18 protein-coding genes are annotated in these 15,025 nt (G+C 64.4%); 15 read left to right on the forward strand and 3 right to left on the reverse strand.

The features are described from left to right. Positions 1 to 9 precede the first annotated feature (9 nt). Positions 10 to 1,344 carry an SGNH/GDSL hydrolase family protein gene (locus OVA24_RS18890; protein WP_267671683.1) on the reverse strand — a complete coding sequence of 445 codons (1,335 nt, stop codon included), beginning with the start codon at positions 1,342 to 1,344 and terminating at the stop codon, positions 10 to 12. A gap of 110 nt (positions 1,345 to 1,454) precedes the next feature. On the opposite strand from OVA24_RS18890, the gene OVA24_RS18895 reads away from it, so the two are divergent. The 4 genes from OVA24_RS18895 to OVA24_RS18910 are packed head-to-tail and all read left to right on the forward strand — an operon-like array spanning position 1,455 to position 4,999. Then, positions 1,455 to 2,354 carry a DUF2167 domain-containing protein gene (locus OVA24_RS18895; RefSeq protein ID WP_267671684.1) on the forward strand — a complete coding sequence of 300 codons (900 nt, stop codon included), beginning with the start codon at positions 1,455 to 1,457 and terminating at the stop codon, positions 2,352 to 2,354. 8 nt (positions 2,355 to 2,362) lie between these two features. Further along, on the forward strand, positions 2,363 to 3,442 hold the full coding sequence (locus tag OVA24_RS18900; protein ID WP_267671685.1) for a hypothetical protein: 1,080 nt from the start codon (positions 2,363 to 2,365) through the stop codon (positions 3,440 to 3,442). Between the two features lie 56 nt (positions 3,443 to 3,498). Continuing rightward, positions 3,499 to 4,530, forward strand: a complete 1,032-nt coding sequence (gene ruvB, locus OVA24_RS18905; RefSeq protein ID WP_267671686.1) for a Holliday junction branch migration DNA helicase RuvB — start codon at positions 3,499 to 3,501, stop codon at positions 4,528 to 4,530. 43 nt (positions 4,531 to 4,573) lie between these two features. Next, positions 4,574 to 4,999 (forward strand): Fur family transcriptional regulator, encoded by a 426-nt coding sequence (locus OVA24_RS18910; RefSeq protein WP_267671687.1) that lies wholly within the window; start codon positions 4,574 to 4,576, stop codon positions 4,997 to 4,999. A 137-nt stretch (positions 5,000 to 5,136) separates the two neighbouring features. Here OVA24_RS18910 and OVA24_RS18915 read toward each other — a convergent pair whose 3' ends face one another. After that, on the reverse strand, positions 5,137 to 5,493 hold the full coding sequence (locus OVA24_RS18915) for a cupin domain-containing protein (RefSeq protein ID WP_267671688.1): 357 nt from the start codon (positions 5,491 to 5,493) through the stop codon (positions 5,137 to 5,139). Positions 5,494 to 5,646: 153 nt separating this feature from the next. Between OVA24_RS18915 and OVA24_RS18920 the strand changes: the two genes are divergently transcribed. Continuing rightward, entirely contained in the window at positions 5,647 to 6,144 is a 498-nt protein-coding gene (locus OVA24_RS18920) for a TPM domain-containing protein (protein WP_267671690.1), read from the forward strand. A gap of 7 nt (positions 6,145 to 6,151) precedes the next feature. On the opposite strand, the gene OVA24_RS18925 is transcribed toward OVA24_RS18920, so the two are convergent. Then, positions 6,152 to 7,168, reverse strand: a complete 1,017-nt coding sequence (locus OVA24_RS18925) for a DNA polymerase III subunit delta' (protein ID WP_267671691.1) — start codon at positions 7,166 to 7,168, stop codon at positions 6,152 to 6,154. A 141-nt stretch (positions 7,169 to 7,309) separates the two neighbouring features. On the opposite strand from OVA24_RS18925, the gene hisI reads away from it, so the two are divergent. The 10 genes from hisI to purD all read left to right on the forward strand — a co-directional run bounded on the left by hisI (position 7,310) and on the right by purD (position 15,004). Beyond that, complete coding sequence (gene hisI / locus OVA24_RS18930) at positions 7,310 to 7,759, forward strand: phosphoribosyl-AMP cyclohydrolase (protein WP_267671692.1); 450 nt, start codon at positions 7,310 to 7,312, stop codon at positions 7,757 to 7,759. 135 nt (positions 7,760 to 7,894) lie between these two features. Continuing rightward, positions 7,895 to 8,242, forward strand: coding sequence for a 50S ribosomal protein L19 (gene rplS, locus OVA24_RS18935; protein WP_267671693.1), 348 nt, complete (start codon positions 7,895 to 7,897; stop codon positions 8,240 to 8,242). A 121-nt stretch (positions 8,243 to 8,363) separates the two neighbouring features. Next, positions 8,364 to 9,296, forward strand: coding sequence for a hypothetical protein (locus OVA24_RS18940; protein ID WP_267671695.1), 933 nt, complete (start codon positions 8,364 to 8,366; stop codon positions 9,294 to 9,296). 9 nt (positions 9,297 to 9,305) lie between these two features. Continuing rightward, positions 9,306 to 10,043, forward strand: coding sequence for a YdjY domain-containing protein (locus tag OVA24_RS18945; protein ID WP_267671696.1), 738 nt, complete (start codon positions 9,306 to 9,308; stop codon positions 10,041 to 10,043). Continuing rightward, positions 10,040 to 11,203 carry a prenyltransferase/squalene oxidase repeat-containing protein gene (locus tag OVA24_RS18950; RefSeq protein WP_267671697.1) on the forward strand — a complete coding sequence of 388 codons (1,164 nt, stop codon included), beginning with the start codon at positions 10,040 to 10,042 and terminating at the stop codon, positions 11,201 to 11,203. The genes OVA24_RS18945 and OVA24_RS18950 overlap by 4 nt, the downstream gene beginning before the upstream one ends. A gap of 71 nt (positions 11,204 to 11,274) precedes the next feature. Continuing rightward, on the forward strand, positions 11,275 to 12,324 hold the full coding sequence (locus OVA24_RS18955; RefSeq protein ID WP_267671698.1) for a DNA glycosylase AlkZ-like family protein: 1,050 nt from the start codon (positions 11,275 to 11,277) through the stop codon (positions 12,322 to 12,324). Positions 12,325 to 12,391: 67 nt separating this feature from the next. Next, complete coding sequence (locus OVA24_RS18960; protein ID WP_267671699.1) at positions 12,392 to 12,595, forward strand: addiction module protein; 204 nt, start codon at positions 12,392 to 12,394, stop codon at positions 12,593 to 12,595. 3 nt (positions 12,596 to 12,598) lie between these two features. Then, positions 12,599 to 12,901 (forward strand): type II toxin-antitoxin system RelE/ParE family toxin, encoded by a 303-nt coding sequence (locus OVA24_RS21380; RefSeq protein WP_345783389.1) that lies wholly within the window; start codon positions 12,599 to 12,601, stop codon positions 12,899 to 12,901. A 31-nt stretch (positions 12,902 to 12,932) separates the two neighbouring features. Continuing rightward, complete coding sequence (locus OVA24_RS18965) at positions 12,933 to 13,685, forward strand: phosphodiester glycosidase family protein (RefSeq protein WP_267671700.1); 753 nt, start codon at positions 12,933 to 12,935, stop codon at positions 13,683 to 13,685. A 71-nt stretch (positions 13,686 to 13,756) separates the two neighbouring features. Next, a complete protein-coding gene (gene purD, locus OVA24_RS18970) occupies positions 13,757 to 15,004 on the forward strand; it encodes a phosphoribosylamine--glycine ligase (protein ID WP_267671701.1) in 1,248 nt (415 codons plus the stop codon). Positions 15,005 to 15,025 lie beyond the last annotated feature (21 nt).

The raw sequence follows: 15,025 nt of genomic DNA on the forward strand, positions 1-15,025 counted from the left end.
GCCTCCGCCTCACGGCTTCGGCGTCGCGGTCAGACGGTAGAAATTCTTCGAGCCGCCGGTCGGGGCGACCTGCCACGTGCCATCCGGCAGCACGGTGATGCGTGACTGCGGCACCACCGCCCAATCGTTGCCGAGCGTTCCGGACTCCTGCACCGCCAGGTCCGCATAACGGGATGGAACCTCCAGCGGACGGAAGGACAACCCGCCATCCACGGCAAAGGTGAAAGGATCGTCCGCCATCGACGGACTGCCTCCCAGCAGGTACTCCACCAGGTTGGGGAACCCATCGCCGTCCGGATTGGCGGTGGCGCCACCTGCGGATCCGGCCCAGGTGAGGTAGGGTTGGTCCGGATCAAGGCCCAGCACGTCCCCGAGGATCTCACGGTTCCCCATCAGCGGCACCGCCGCCCCGGTGGCGCGGTTGATCGCATCAAGGACCAGGTTGCCGATGAGCGCCTGCCCCACCGTGGATGGGTGGAACCCATCGTGGCAGAAGATGTGGTCCGGAGGATTCAGGTCGTCCGGTGGGTACTGGAACACGGTGCCATTCAGATGGAACTGCGGTTCATCAAAGATCTTCGTCGTGATGAGATCGATCCGTGCGACGTGCGCCCCCCTGCTGGCGGCCAGCGACATCACCGCCGCATTCGTGTCCGCGATGCGCTGCCTGGCGCGCGCCCGCAACACCAGGTCTTCGTAATTGTTGTTCGACGTGATCACCGGCGTGGCGCCGATGTCCGGCAGCGTGCAGACCACGATGGGCACGGTGGCGTTCTGCTGGCGGACGAAGCTGATGATCTGCCCCAGGTTGGTGACCACGTTCTGGAGCAGCGCTGGAGGAGGATCATCATGGAAGGTTCCGGAGTAGTCCGACTTCAGATCATTCCCACCGAGGAAGATCACCACCACGCCGATACCCTCTTCCTCCAGATGCTCCACCAGCCTGCTGTAGGTGCGGTAGGCGGCGTATTTGTACGCCAGCCCGTCGTTGGGCAGGCTCTCCCAGTTGATCACGCCCAGCCAGTCCGTGGTGGTGAAACTCGGCACGCCGAAGTTATGGGCATAGCCGCCGTTCCGGAAGTCGGAATAGGCGTTGAAATTCGCGTCGAATGATCCGAAGGAAATCCGGTCGGCGCGACGGTCAGCGACGATCTCCACCCAGTTCCTCGTATTTGCGACGGGGACCGGCACCCCCTCGACCTTCGGACCGCTGAACACCCCTTCGAACCGATACTCCTCCGTGAGGCTGTCACCGATGGTCAGGATCTTCAGCGGCTGGGCCACCGCCTCCTGGAACACCATCACGGACAGGAAACCCACGACCATGCCGAGTTCTCGAAGCATGCCGCATTCTAAACCACCCGCCGCCGCTGTCCATGGCTTCTTCGCCGTGGATGGGGACTTGCAAAACGGGCACGAATAAGCCGATGATGCGGGTAATCCCAAATCACACCATGTCCCTTTCCAAACTCGTGCCCTTGTTCGGCATCTTCTCGCTGGCTCTTTCCATCCCGGGAACCGCCCAGCCTGCGGCTCCGGAAGCTCCTGCCCAGGAACAAGCCGCTCCGCAGGGAGCGAATCCCTTCGTCCAACTGGTGGAATCCCTCAACTGGACGACCAGCGGCGAGGCTGGGGTCGGCCACCAGGCGACCATCAAGGTGCCGGAAGGCTACCGCTTCACCGGCCAGCCCGGCTCATCGAAGCTGATGGAGTTCTATGGCAACCTCACGAATGGGAAGGAGTTGGGTTATCTCACCCCGGAGGACTTTTCCTGGTTCGCCGTCTTCACGTTCTCCGATGTGGGCTACGTGAAGGATGATGAGAAGGACAAGCTGGACGCGGACAAGATCCTGGAGGACATGCGCAAGGGGCAGGAACAGGCGAACGCGGAGCTCTCACGCCGCGGGATGTCACCGCTCACCATCCTGGGCTGGCAGACGCCTCCATTCTACAACCCGGAAACCAATAACCTGGAGTGGGCCATCCGCCTGAGCAGCACCGAGGGACAGGTGGTGAACTACCGCACGAAGATCCTCGGACGCCGTGGCGTGATGGATGTGGTGCTGGTGTGTGATGAGAGCCAGCTCGCCACCGTGGTGCCGGAATACCAGAAACTCCTCGGCGGATTCGCCTACAAGAAGGAGGAATCCTACGCCTCCTTCCAGAAAGGTGACAAGATCGCCGAATACGGCCTGACCGGCCTCATCGTCGGCGGGACACTGCTCGCGGCGGCGAAGACCGGCCTGCTGTCGAAGCTCGGCCAGTTCCTCAAGCCGATCCTCATCGGTGTGGCGGCGATCTTCGCCGGCATCGCGAAGCTGTTCGGCTTCAAGAAGAAGAAAGAATCCGTCTGACGCCCGGCATGTCTGCCGCCGCGGAATTTTTCCTCATCGCCCTGGCCATCTACCTCTGGGAGTCCGGGCTGTGGCTGCCCCTGCGTGCCGCCGTCCTGAGGAAGCGGCCTTTTTCCGGGCGCTGGGGCGTCCACCGTCCGGGGCAGTGGATGTCCACCCGCGAACTCGGGCTGGTGGCGATGCTGCCGGCGGTGCCGGATACCGGCCTGGCCCCATGCCAGGCACCTCCCCTGCTGGTGACCCCGGAGGGAAAGGTGCTGCTGGAAACCGCCGCTTCGGACCTGGTGGAGTGCGGATCCCCCACATGGGAGGACATCAAGGTGGAGGCCGGCAGGCTGACGGTGGGCGGGGTTTCCGCACGGGTTTCCTCACCCCGGATGGTGGATCTTTTCCGCCGCGCGAAAAAGCGCGGGCTGCCCCCCGCCGACGGCATCGCGGACGCATGGAAAAAGGCGATGTCACCCCACCGGGCGGCAAAGGAATGGCGGCGCTGGCGGCTGGTTTCCTCCCCGCTCGCCCCGCTCTGCCTCCTGCTCACGACCGGATTTTTCATCGGAATGCCGGTGACATTCCTGTATGCGGGCGTGCTGCCCATGCTGGGGGTGGTCCTGTTCCTGTGGGTGCTGATGCTGGTCATCGGCTGCCGCCTCTGGTGGCTCTCCCGCCGCGTCTATCCGGCCGCGAAAGCCGCCCTGCGCGGGGATGTCTTCCTTTGCTGCGTGGTGCCGTTCCATGCCATGCGTGCGCTGGAAGTGGCCGCCGTCCATGCCATGGCCACCACCCACCCCGCCGCCCTGCTGCTGTCCACCGGAGACACGGAGAACCCGTGGCTGGGCAGGTTTTCCCGCGAACTGCTCCATCCGCGCCCGGATGTGCCCCATGATGATGATCGCGCCGCCCTGCTCCGGCCTCTCCTGGAAAAAGCCCTGCTGCCCCACAACCGGGACCTGTCCCTGTACGGGACCATCCCCTCCGACTCCGGCGATGAGGCGGCCACACGGTTCTGCCCGCGGTGCCACTCGGTCTTCGCGGATGGCGTGGACTCCTGCACCGATTGCAAGGGAGTCCCCCTGAAAGCCTTTCCCTGAACAACTCCGCGCTTCTCTCCCGGCCCGCCATGGGCTCCAATGGTGGCCGCCGCCCGATGTCAGAGAACTTCTACCAGCAGACCACCACCGCCCCGGCGACTTCGTTCGACGTTTCCCTGCGGCCCCCTGCGTTCTCCGAGTTCATCGGCCAGGAAAAGGTGAAAGACCGCATCCTCCTCATGCTGGAAGCGGCGAAGAAACGCGGTGACGTGCTGGACCACGTGCTGCTCTCCGGCCCACCCGGCCTGGGCAAGACCACGCTGGCCAACCTCATCGCCCGCGCCGCCGGGACCCAGCTCCACACCACCTCCGGCCCGCAGATCGAAAAGGCGGGCGACCTCGCCGGGATCCTCACCAACATCCAGAAAGGCGACATCCTTTTCATCGATGAGATCCACCGCCTGCACCCGGCCATCGAGGAATACCTCTACCCGGCGATGGAGGACTACCGGCTGGACATCATCATCGACTCCGGCCCTTCCGCCCGCTCCATCCAGATCAACCTGCCGCGCTTCACCCTCGTCGGCGCCACCACCCGCTCCGGCATGCTCACCGCGCCGCTGCGCTCCCGCTTCGGCCTCATCAACCGGCTGGACTACTACACCCATAACGAGCTGGCCGACATCATCGAGCGGTCCGCGGGGCTGCTCGACGTGCCCATCGAGCGCGCTGGCGCGCTGGAGATCGCCTCACGCTCGCGGGGCACCCCGCGGGTGGCCAACGCACTGCTCCGCTGGGTGCGGGACTACGCGCAGGTACGCGGCGGCGGGACCATCAACGGCACGGTCGCGGACGACGCGCTGGCCATGATCGAGATCGACTCCGAGGGCCTCGATGAAATGGACAAGCGGCTGCTGGAAGCCCTGATCTACAAGTTCGGCGGCGGACCCGTCGGCCTGAATTCGCTGGCGGTCGCCGTGGGCGAGGACGCGGCCACCATCGAGGAAGTCCACGAGCCGTTCCTCATCATGCAGGGCTTCATCCAGCGCACCCCGCGCGGGCGCACGGCCATGGGTGCCGCGTACGCCAAGATCGGCGCGCCGCAGCCGCCCTCCCGGCCGGACGACCCGCAGGCCAGCCTGTTCTGATTTCCGCATTTCCCAACCCGCCATCCATCGCTACATTCCCGCCATGAAAGCTTTGATCCAGGACACCATCGAGCGCTGCCGGGCCGCAGGCCTGCGCAGGACCAAGGCGCTCGAGGAACTCATCCGCACCCTGCTCGAAAACGGGCGTCCGATGACCTTGGCGGAGCTGGCCACCTCGGAGCACCTGGCCGACCAGTGTGACAAGGCCACCGTCTTCCGCCTGCTCCAGCGCCTCGCGGAACATGGCATCATCCGCCGCCTGGGCCTGCATGAACGGGCCGCCTATTTCACCCTGCTGGTCCCCGGCAAGCACAGCGACTACCTCATCTGCACCGGCTGCGGCACCATCGAGTCCATCAAGGCCCCCTGCCCCGTTCATGCGCTCGAGGATGAGATCCGGGAAAAGACCGGCTACCGCAACCTCTACCACGAACTGGAGTTCTTCGGCGTCTGTCCGAAGTGTGCGTAAAGGGGGAGTAGCGAAGCTCGTGAGAGCTTCGGCGGGGGTGGACGTCACCGAACAAAACAGCTCCCGTTCCCGAGGGCCTTCCCCCCAGCCGGAAGTCTCACGACTTCCGCTACACTTGAAGTGCCCCTCCTCCCTACTCAATCGAACCACTCGTCTTCCGGGTCGAAGGCCGGGACGGGGATGTTGACGATCTTGAGCTTTCCGATGGCGCGGTGGCGGCAGCCGGGCTTGATGAGGATGGTGCTCATCGGCTTCACCGGGATGAGCTCGCCGTCGAGTTCCATGTGGCCCTCGCCCTCGAAGATCAGATAGATCTCGGTGAGTTTCTTGTGATAGTGGGTCTGGGCATCCTCCTGGATGTCCACCAGGTGGATGGTCGCGGTCTGGTTCTCCGGCACGGCGAAGGCGCGCTGGCTGAAGCCGCAGGGGCAGCGCTTCGGCTCGATCTCATCCAGTTGGGCGAACAGGTAGTTGGCGGAGGCGGTGGTGCTCATGGTTTCCGGATAACGTAATTAATTGCATGAAACTTTCAAGCTGCTTTTTCGCTTCATCATTCGTTTAGGAAATGCGTAGCATTACCGCACATGCGGTGTCCCTACTGCCAATCCCCGGTGCATCCGCAGACAACCGAGTGCCCGTCCTGCCGGTTGAACTTCCCCCGGACCAGCACGCTGCTTGGAGCGATGCCGCGTCTGTCACCCGGCGTGTCCGACACGACCGGAAAACTGACGTCCGGTGAAACCGGAAAGCTGCGCAAGCGGGTGACCGCGATCCAGCGGAGGTTCCCGCAACTGGTGCTGCAGGTGGTCATGCGTGCCATGCCGGAAGACCACCCTTTCAGCCTCTATGCCTTCTGGCTGTTCAACGCCGGTGCCTTTGCCGGTGAAGGACGACGTGGCGCGAACAACCACGCGATCCTCCTGCTGATCGACCCCGCCCGACAGGAGTCCGCGCTGATCCCCGGCTACGGTCTGGAACCCCTGCTGAAACCGGAAGCCCTCGGGCACCTCCTCGACCTGGCCGGCCCGGTTTGGGAAGCAGGGTTGTGGATGGAAGGGATCGAGCGTGTTCTCGCCGGCTTGGAGAAGCTTCTGGAAAGCGTGGGCGCACCGGAGGAAACCGGCGCGATCAACGGCGAGTTCTGACCGGCTCTCAGCCGAACGCTTTGAGGAAACCGACCTCGATGGCGAGCGGCTCGAAGGCGTTCGTGTCGAGCGTGCGGCGCAGTGAATCCAACGCCTCCATGCGCTTGAGCAGCCCGGTTTCCGTTTCCTTCTCCACGATGGCCGCGAGGCTGGTGGCGGTGTCCGGGAAATCCAGCCCGGTGGACTTCACCTTCATCCGGAGGAGGTCCGCCATCCACGCCATCAGCACGTCGAACAGGCGGGAGCGGGCATCCAGATACTCCGCCTCCGCGGCGGCCTTGTGGAAGGCTTCCCGCTCCTTGAGCCAGGCACCGTCGGTGGCATCCCGGTAGGCGGCGGATTCTTCCTTTTCCGCGGCCTTCGCGGCGTCATCCGCCTCACTGCGGTAGTGGGCGAGGAAAGAGGAAAAGGCGGCCTTCAGGTGGAGCGCGGCGACCGGCGTGCCGAAGCCCCGGCCCGCGGCCCGGTTGAGCGAGGCGACCAGCTCGGCACCACCATTTTCAAGAAGGGGTCGCCCGCCCAGCAGCGGCAGGCGCACGCAGCGGGAAAGGATGGTCGGCAGGAGCCGCTGGGGATTCGCCGTGAGCAGCAGCAGCAGGGTGCTTTTCGGAGGTTCTTCCAGGGTCTTGAGGAAGGCGTTGGCGGCCTGGTCGTTCATGCGGTCCGCTTCGACGATGACACCCACCTTGCAGGCCCCCTTGCCGACGGCGAGGTGCAGCGTCTGCTCCAGGTCCCGGATCTCCTCCACGCCGACGCGGCGGGATTTCATCCGCGGGCGGATGACGCGCACATGGCCCCCCTCCAGTTCATCCAGCGGAGGGGTCTCCACTTTCACCGGCTCTCCGAAAAGATCGAACCCACCGCCGCCGGAGCCGCCACCGTCGTTCACCAGTTGGATCATCCGGGCGGCCAGGTTTTCCTTCCCGCTGCCGGGCGCGCCGCTGATGAGGAAGGCATGGGCCAGACGCCCGCGCTGGTGCGCCTCTGAAATCAGTTCGTATGCCCGGTCCGCCGTATATGCCATCGCGCCGCCATCGTCTCAGGCATGGCCCTCCAGGCAATTCCGAAATCCCCACTTCGGCGTTCGATGTTGGATGTCCGGCGTTCGATGTTCCTCCATAATGTTCGCTGGACACGGGGGCGGCCCCCTACCACGGTCCCGCGCATGAGTCCGAACCAATCCTTCGCCCCACGCGGCGGCAAAGCGGAGATCGAGGAAGGCACGGGGTTTTCCCCGAAATTCGACAAGGATGGCCTGATCCCGGCCATGGCGATCGACGCGATCACCAAGGAGCCGCTGATGCTGGCCTACATGAACGAGGAATCCCTGAAGCTGACCCTTGAGATCGGCGAGGCGGTGTATTACTCGCGCTCCCGCAAGGAGTTGTGGCACAAAGGCAAGACCTCCGGCCACATCCAGAAGGTGGTGGAGATCCGCACGGACTGCGACCAGGACGCGCTGGTGGTGTATGTGGAGCAGATCGGCGCGGGGGCCTGCCACACCGGCCGGGGCTCCTGCTTCTACCGCAATGTGGTCACGAAGAACGGGGCGGAGCTGACCTTCAACAGCACGGACCGCGCCTTCGACCCGGAAGCCATCTACGGCAAGAAGTGAGGAAAAATCTGGGGGCCGGGAGCATTTCGCGGTTGCAATGGTAAATTCCATCCGCTAGCTCTCCCGCCCCGCGCGACCCGGCCAACGCCAGAAACGCCGGTCAGCCACCAACATTTTCGCGAGAAAGAGGAGCCCATGAACGCAATCATCAAGAAGATCGAGCAGGAGCAAATGAAGCAGGACGTCGCCGAGTTCAACGTCGGTGACTCCGTGAAGGTCCACACCCGCGTTATCGAAGGCGGCAAGGAGCGCGTCCAGGTCTTCGCCGGTCTCGTGATCGCCAAGGCCGGAACGGGCATCAACGCCGCGTTCACCGTCCGCAAGATTTCCTACGGCGAAGGCGTGGAGCGTGTTTTCCCGGTCCACACCCCGCGGATCTCCAAGATCGAAGTGACCAGCAAGGGCAAGGTCCGCCGCGCCAAGCTGCACTACCTCCGCAGCCGCGTGGGCAAGCGCGCTCTCCTCGTGAAGGCCGCCAACTGATCCCTGCGACCGCAATCTTTCCAAAAGGCCCTGCTGGATTCCAGCGGGGCTTTTTTGCGTATGGGGAGAACGGTGGAAAAAATCATTCGTCAAGCCGCCCATCCTGCCTACCCTTTCCGCCGTGCGTGTTCCCGTTCCAGTGGTGCTGCTGCTCTGCCTTTCCGTCATCGGCGGAATGTGGTGGGCCAACACGAAAGGGATGGACTTCATGACTCCCCCGACCGCCGCCCGGATCGCGGAGATCAAGGAAAAGGCGGAGGCTTCCAACGCCCAGCCGGAACGCATGAACGAGCCGGTGAAACCGCCGACGCTCAGACCGGGGCTGCCGGAGGCGGCCGCCCCCGACGTCGCCCCGCAGCCACCTGCGATCGAGCTGGGTGATCTGGACTCGCCGCCCACCTTGGAAGCCTACAGTGACCGTGCGCTGGACGGCCACGCCAAGCTGGCTGAGCTGGCCGGAGTCCTCGAACAGGAAGGGGAATTCCAGCGTGCCCTGCTGGCGTGGGAACGCTCGCTGGACATGACGAAGCCGGATACGGCCCAGGCCGCCACCGCCATCGCCGCCATCCGCAGACTGCGCCCGACGCTTCCCGACTGGAACAATGACCCTGCCGCAGCGACCCACATCGTCCTCCACGCAGGAACCGGCCCTTCGCTCGCGCCGGGCCTGAAGCCCGTGCTGGAGGAAGCGGCCCGGGAACTCACCCTCGCCTCCGGCGGCACCCTGCGGGTGACCGCGGACCTGGCGGTGGGCAAGCGGAATGCGCCGAAAGGCCCCATCCCCGCCGCACTCTGGCTTTCCGGACCCACCAAGGACTCCGCCTCCACCGACGTCCTGTCCTTCACCGTCGAGCCGACGGACGACCTGACGAAGGAAGTCTATCAGACGGCATTCCAGCTCATCGCCAGCCATCTGAAGCGTACCGCCCGCCTGACCCCGCCGGTGGAACCCGCAGGTGAGGAAACCCACCAGCAGGCGCTGAAATCGAACATCACCCGCCTGTCATGGCGCGAGTTCGGCCAATCCCTCAACACCGCCACTCCCGACGAGTAGGCCACCTCCATGCTTCGCCGCCACCTGATCCTTTTCCTGGTCGCCGCGGCCACCGCCTCCGGCCAATTCCCCGCACCGGCGCAGGAAGGGGCCACCGGAAAGGAGCCGCCGAAGGAAGCGAAAGTGGAGAAACTGGACGGGACCCGCTACCGCATCCGCGACATCACCTTCGACAGCAGGACCCGTGAGATCCGCTTCCCCGCCGCGGTCAACATGACGCAGGATCTGCTGGAATTCATCATCGTCCACAACAACGGGAAGGTCCACGAGTCGCTCCTGAAGACCGGCATTTCCGCGACCGACCTCAATGTCGCCTTCACCCTGCTGCGCTACCAGCCATCACCGGAACTGTATGTGGAGCCCACCGCCCCGGATGACCCGGCGGTGAAGTTCCCCGCCGTGGATGACGGGGTGAGGAAAGCCGCCCGCATCCACATCGAGGTGGAGTGGCAGGACGGCGACAGGCCGCGCAAAGTTCCCATCAACGAATGGGTGCAGCATGCCGTCACCGGCAGGACCATGCCCGCCGGGCCGTGGGTCTATGGCGGCTCGGAAATTTCCGGCGGCAGGTTCCAGGCGGAGGCCACCGGGGACATCGCCGCCATCTACCTTTCACGCAGCGCCCTCATCAACTACCCCGGCAAGGACAACACGGATGACACCGTGTGGTTTGTCTATCCCAAGCGGGTGCCGCCGCTCGATTCTCCCGTCACCGTCATCATCACCCCATTTCCCGGAAAACCATGAAACTCGCCACCGCCTTCATCATCGCACTGGCAGGATTCGCGTCCGCTGCGGATCGCTCGCCGAACGGAAAGCTCGACCGCTACGAATCCCTCCGCCAGGAACTCAGCCAGGCCATTGCCCGCGGCAACGAATACCTGAAACAGCAGCAGAAACCGGAAGGCCAATGGGACGACGGCCAGCTCCCCGCCTTCACCGCACTGGCGCTCAACGCCGCCGTCCGCGACCCCAACGTGGACCGCTCCGCACCCTACCCGGATCATGTGAGGAAGGGTTTCGACTGGTTGCTGGCCCAGCAGAAGGAGGACGGCGGCATCTACAACCGCGGCCTCTCCACCTACAACACCGCCACCTCCCTCACCGCTCTGGCCGCAGCCAACCGCACGGAATACGGCCCGGCCATCGTGAAGGCGCGCAAGCACCTCATCGGCAACCAGTGGGACAAGGGTGAGCCGGGCAAGACGGATGACCCGGGCGACGGCGGCATCGGCTACGGTGCCGGCACCGACCGCCCGCACAACGACCTTTCCAACACCTATCTGACCATCGAGGCGCTCGCCCTTTCGAAGAAGATGATCGATGACGGCCAGTTCGGCGATCAGCCGGACCTGGACTGGAAGGCGGCGACCACCTTCCTCTCCCGCTGCCAGAACCTCACCTCCACCAACGACCAGAAATGGGCGTCCGATGACGCGCAGAACAAGGGCGGCTTCATCTACAACCCGGCCTCGTCGAAGGCGGGCGAGGTCGATCTCGGCGAGGGCAAAAAGGCGCTCCGTTCCTACGGATCCATCTCCTATGCCGGACTGCTTTCCCTGATCTATGCCAAGCTCGGTCCGGATGACGAGCGGGTGCTGGCGGTGAAAGAGTGGCTGGGCAAGAACTACACCGTGGAGGAAAACCCGGGCATGGGCGCGCAGGGCCTCTACTACTACTACCAGGCCATGTCGAAGGCGCTCGGCGCGGCGGAGATCGACAACCTCAAGCTGGCGAATGGCAAGGAAGCCGACTGGCGCAGCGATCTGGCGAACAAGCTCCTTTCACTGCAAAAAGGCGATGGATCATGGGTCAACGACAACGGCAAGTGGATGGAGTCCAACCCGGTGCTGGTCACCGCCTACACCGTGCTGGCGCTGGAACACATCTACGATTCCATCCCCTGACGGCATCCATCCACATCACCCGCGCGGCCGCCCGCCGGTTTGCCCGGGCGGCCACCGGCCTGAACGCCCCCGTGCCGGATGTCGGAGCGGTGCTGGACCGCTATGGCTACGTCCAGATCGATCCCATCAACGTCTGCGGGCGGATGCAGGACCTCATCCTGAGGAACCGGGTGGAGAACTACCGGCCCGGCGGGCTGATGCGGCACCTGCATGGCGATGGTGCCACGCTTTCCGCGCATGAACGCACCGCCTTCGAGCATCACCTGCCCGGCAGTTCCGTCCTGGTGGCCATGCCGCATGACGCCTGGCCCCACCTGCTGGAGGCAATGCGCGAGCGCACGCTCCACGACGGCGCCTGGTCCGGCCGCCTTTCCGCCGATGAACGGAAGCTCGCCAAACGCATCCTTGCGGAAATCGCAAGCCGAGGTCCGCTGACCTCCAGCCAGATCGAGGACGCGGGGCCTTCCCGGCCGAGCGGCTGGGGATCCGCCACCCTGGCGAAGTCCACGCTCCAGAAACTTTATTTCCACGGCCGCGTGCTCATCGCCCGCCGCGAAGGCACCCGCCGGTTCTACGACCTCCCGGAACGGGTGCTGCCTCCGGCCACGCTCGCCGCCAGCCTGCCAAGCCCGGAGGAAACCGCCCGCTGGCTGGCGTTGACCAAGCTCCGCCAGCGCCGCCTCACTCCGCTGAAACGGAACGAACTTTCCCACACGCGGGATGAGGTCTTAACGGTCAGGATCAGCGATGCGGATGCGCCCCTGCTCCACATCCTGCGCGAGGATCTGCCGCTGTTGGAGGCCAGCCGGGAAGCTCCGGAAAACGGCGCTCCCTTTCCCCCGCTGCTGCTCGCCCCGCTGGATCCGCTGATCTACGACCGCCGGACCACCCTCGCCCTGTGGGACTTCGACTACACCTGGGAGGTCTATACGCCCCCTGCAAAACGTGTCCGCGGCTACTATGCGCTGCCCGTTCTCTCCGGCCACGAAATCGTCGGCCACGTCGATCCGAAGGCGGACGTAAAGGCCGGGAACCTGAACGTCATATCCCGCAGGGTGCGCCGGGGCCATGCCGTCGCCCCGGCGGTGAAATCCCTAGCGCGGTTTCTGGGGTTGAGGTAGCGGTTCCAAGGCAGCCGAAATTGCTCTCGCCCCGACTCCCATGGAGGTGTAACATCATCTCATGACGGTGGATGAACTCAAATCCGGCGCACTCGGTCTCCCGGAAGATCAACGCTTCCATCTGCTCGCGGATTTGATCGGCTCCCTTCCTGCCGTCCTGTCCGATCCTGACGATGGCTCCGATGAAGCGGACCGTCGCTTGGCGGAGATGCGGTCGGATCCGTCCGCGCGACTTACCTGGGATCAGGTGAAAAAGGAAATCGGACGCTGAGCGATGGATGTGGCATTCCACCGGTTGATACCAAGGGATCTCCGCAGAGCCTTGGACTATTATGAATCGGAGGGAGGAGCCATCCTCGGGGACCGCTTTTTCCGGGCTATCGAGGAATGTGTCGCAAGGATCCAAGAGTACCCGGAAGCAAATCACTTTTCGGACTCCGGCTACCGCCGTGCGGCGCTGGAAAACTTCCCCTACCATTTCCTCTATGAAATCGATTCTTCCGGCATTTGGATCGCAGTTCTGAGGCACGACAGGCGGCATCCCAGCTACGGCCTGCGCAGGCAGCGGCGTGACTGAACTGCCATCCTCAACTCCTGAAGCCTCCGCGATGAAATCCCTGCTCTGCCTGTTCCTGCTTCCGGCACTCTCGCATGCTGCGGAGATCCGCGAGGAAAAAGTCCGTTATGCCAATGCGGACTTCCGTGTTGTCCGCATCGAACCGAAAAATCTGAAGATCGCGTGGAAAGACAGCGCGGGTGAGATCTTCGGCACGTTCGACAAGGTGCAGGAGGATTTTTCCAAGAAGGGCAAAACGGTCCGGTTCCTGATGAACGGCGGCATCTTCGAACCCGGATGCATCCCCAGCGGGCTTCTCGCCCAGGACTGGAAGGTCGTCCTGCCGCTGAATACGAAGGACGGCAAGGGCAACTTCTTCCTCAAGCCGAACGGCGTGGTGGCCTACTGGACCGGCGGCCATGGAGGTCCACAGATCTCGACGATCGAAGGCTGGACCGCCCGCTACGATCTCTCCCGCCGCACCCGTGATCTCCGGGCACCAAACTTCGCCGTCCAGTCCGGCCCCTTGCTGCTGATCGGCGGCAAGCGCCATCCCGCTTTCAAGGAGGGTTCCGAAAACCGCCTGCACCGCAATGGCATCGGCATCGATGCGGATGGCAAATTCGTCTGCGCGATCACCGTCTGGGGTCAGGACGTGAATTTCTGGGACTTCGCCGGGCTGTTCCTCCATCTCGGCTGCAAGGACGCCCTGTTCCTGGACGGCGACATTTCCCAGATGGCGGTCAATCCGGAAAAACCCGTCGTGAGCAATCGCTTCGCATCCATTTTCGTGGTGGCGGAGTGAACGGGCCTCTTTGGGAAAATTCCGTTCTTCGGCGTTGAGTCCGCCGGGGGATTCCGCGAAAACCTCTGCGGATGAAAATTTTAGTCGTTGGAAAAGGTGGCCGTGAGCACGCCCTCGTTCGCGCCCTGGCGGAGTCGCCCTCGAAGCCGGAGCTGTTCTCCTTCCCGGGGAGCGAGGCCATTTTCCGCATCGCCGCCCCGACCACCGCGACGGACCTGCACTCGCTGATCGGGTGGATGAAGGACAATGGCATCGACCTGTGCGTCGCGGGCGAGGAAAGCTATCTGGTGAAGGAAGAGGGGCTGGCGAACCTCTGCGAACGCGCCGGGATCCCTTGCTGGGGACCGCCGAAGCAGTCCGCCCAGCTTGAGGCGAGCAAGGAGTTCGCCAAGGAGTTCCTCTTCCGCCACAACATCCCGACCGCCCGCGCGACCGCGGTTTCCTCTCTGGAAGGTGCCGTCAGCGCCATCAATGGCGAATATCCGACGGTCCTGAAATTCGACGGCCTGGCCGCCGGAAAGGGCGTGGCCGTCTGCCCGGACGAGGCCTCCGCCATGGAGTTCCTGAACGAGGTTTTCACCGAAAAGCGCTTCGGCGAGGGCCGCGTGCTGGTGGAACAATGCCTGACCGGCCCGGAGGTCTCCATCTTCGCCGCCATCGTGGATGACCGCTACCTGATCTTCACCCCCGCCCGCGACTACAAGCGCGCGCTGGAGGATGATCAGGGGCCGAACACCGGTGGCATGGGCGCCGTGGCCAGCCGCCAGCTCATCTCCCCGGATCTCCTGGACCTCATCAAAACGGACATCGTCCAGCCGACGGTGGACGGACTGCGGAACGACCACCTGCCCTACCGGGGCTTCCTCTACTTCGGCCTCATGCTCACCCCGACCGGCCCACAGGTCATCGAGTATAACTGCCGTTTCGGGGATCCGGAGTGCCAGGCGGTGATGCCACTGGTGAAGGGAGACCTCGCCGCATTCTGCCTCGCCGGGGCACAGGGCCACCTGCAGCCGGAACTGATCTCCTTTGACGATGGCTGGAGCGTCTGCGTGATCCTGGCCTCCGCCGGCTATCCGGAGTCCTCCCGCAACGGGGATGTCATCACCGGCATCGAGGATGTGACGGAAGCCCGCGTCTATCACTCCGGCACGAAGCTCACGGGCGGCCAGTGGCAGACCAACGGCGGCCGCGTGCTGGCCGTGGTGGCCGGTGCCGCCGACCGTGAAGGCGCGGTGACCGCCGCCCACGCCGCCGCGGACCGGATTTCCTTCGATGGCCTGCAACGCCGCACGGACATCGGCATCCTCCATTTCTGAGCGGAACCCATTTCCGCCGGT

Origin of the sequence: Luteolibacter sp. SL250 (genome assembly GCF_026625605.1) — a bacterium.
Lineage (GTDB): Bacteria > Verrucomicrobiota > Verrucomicrobiia > Verrucomicrobiales > Akkermansiaceae > Luteolibacter.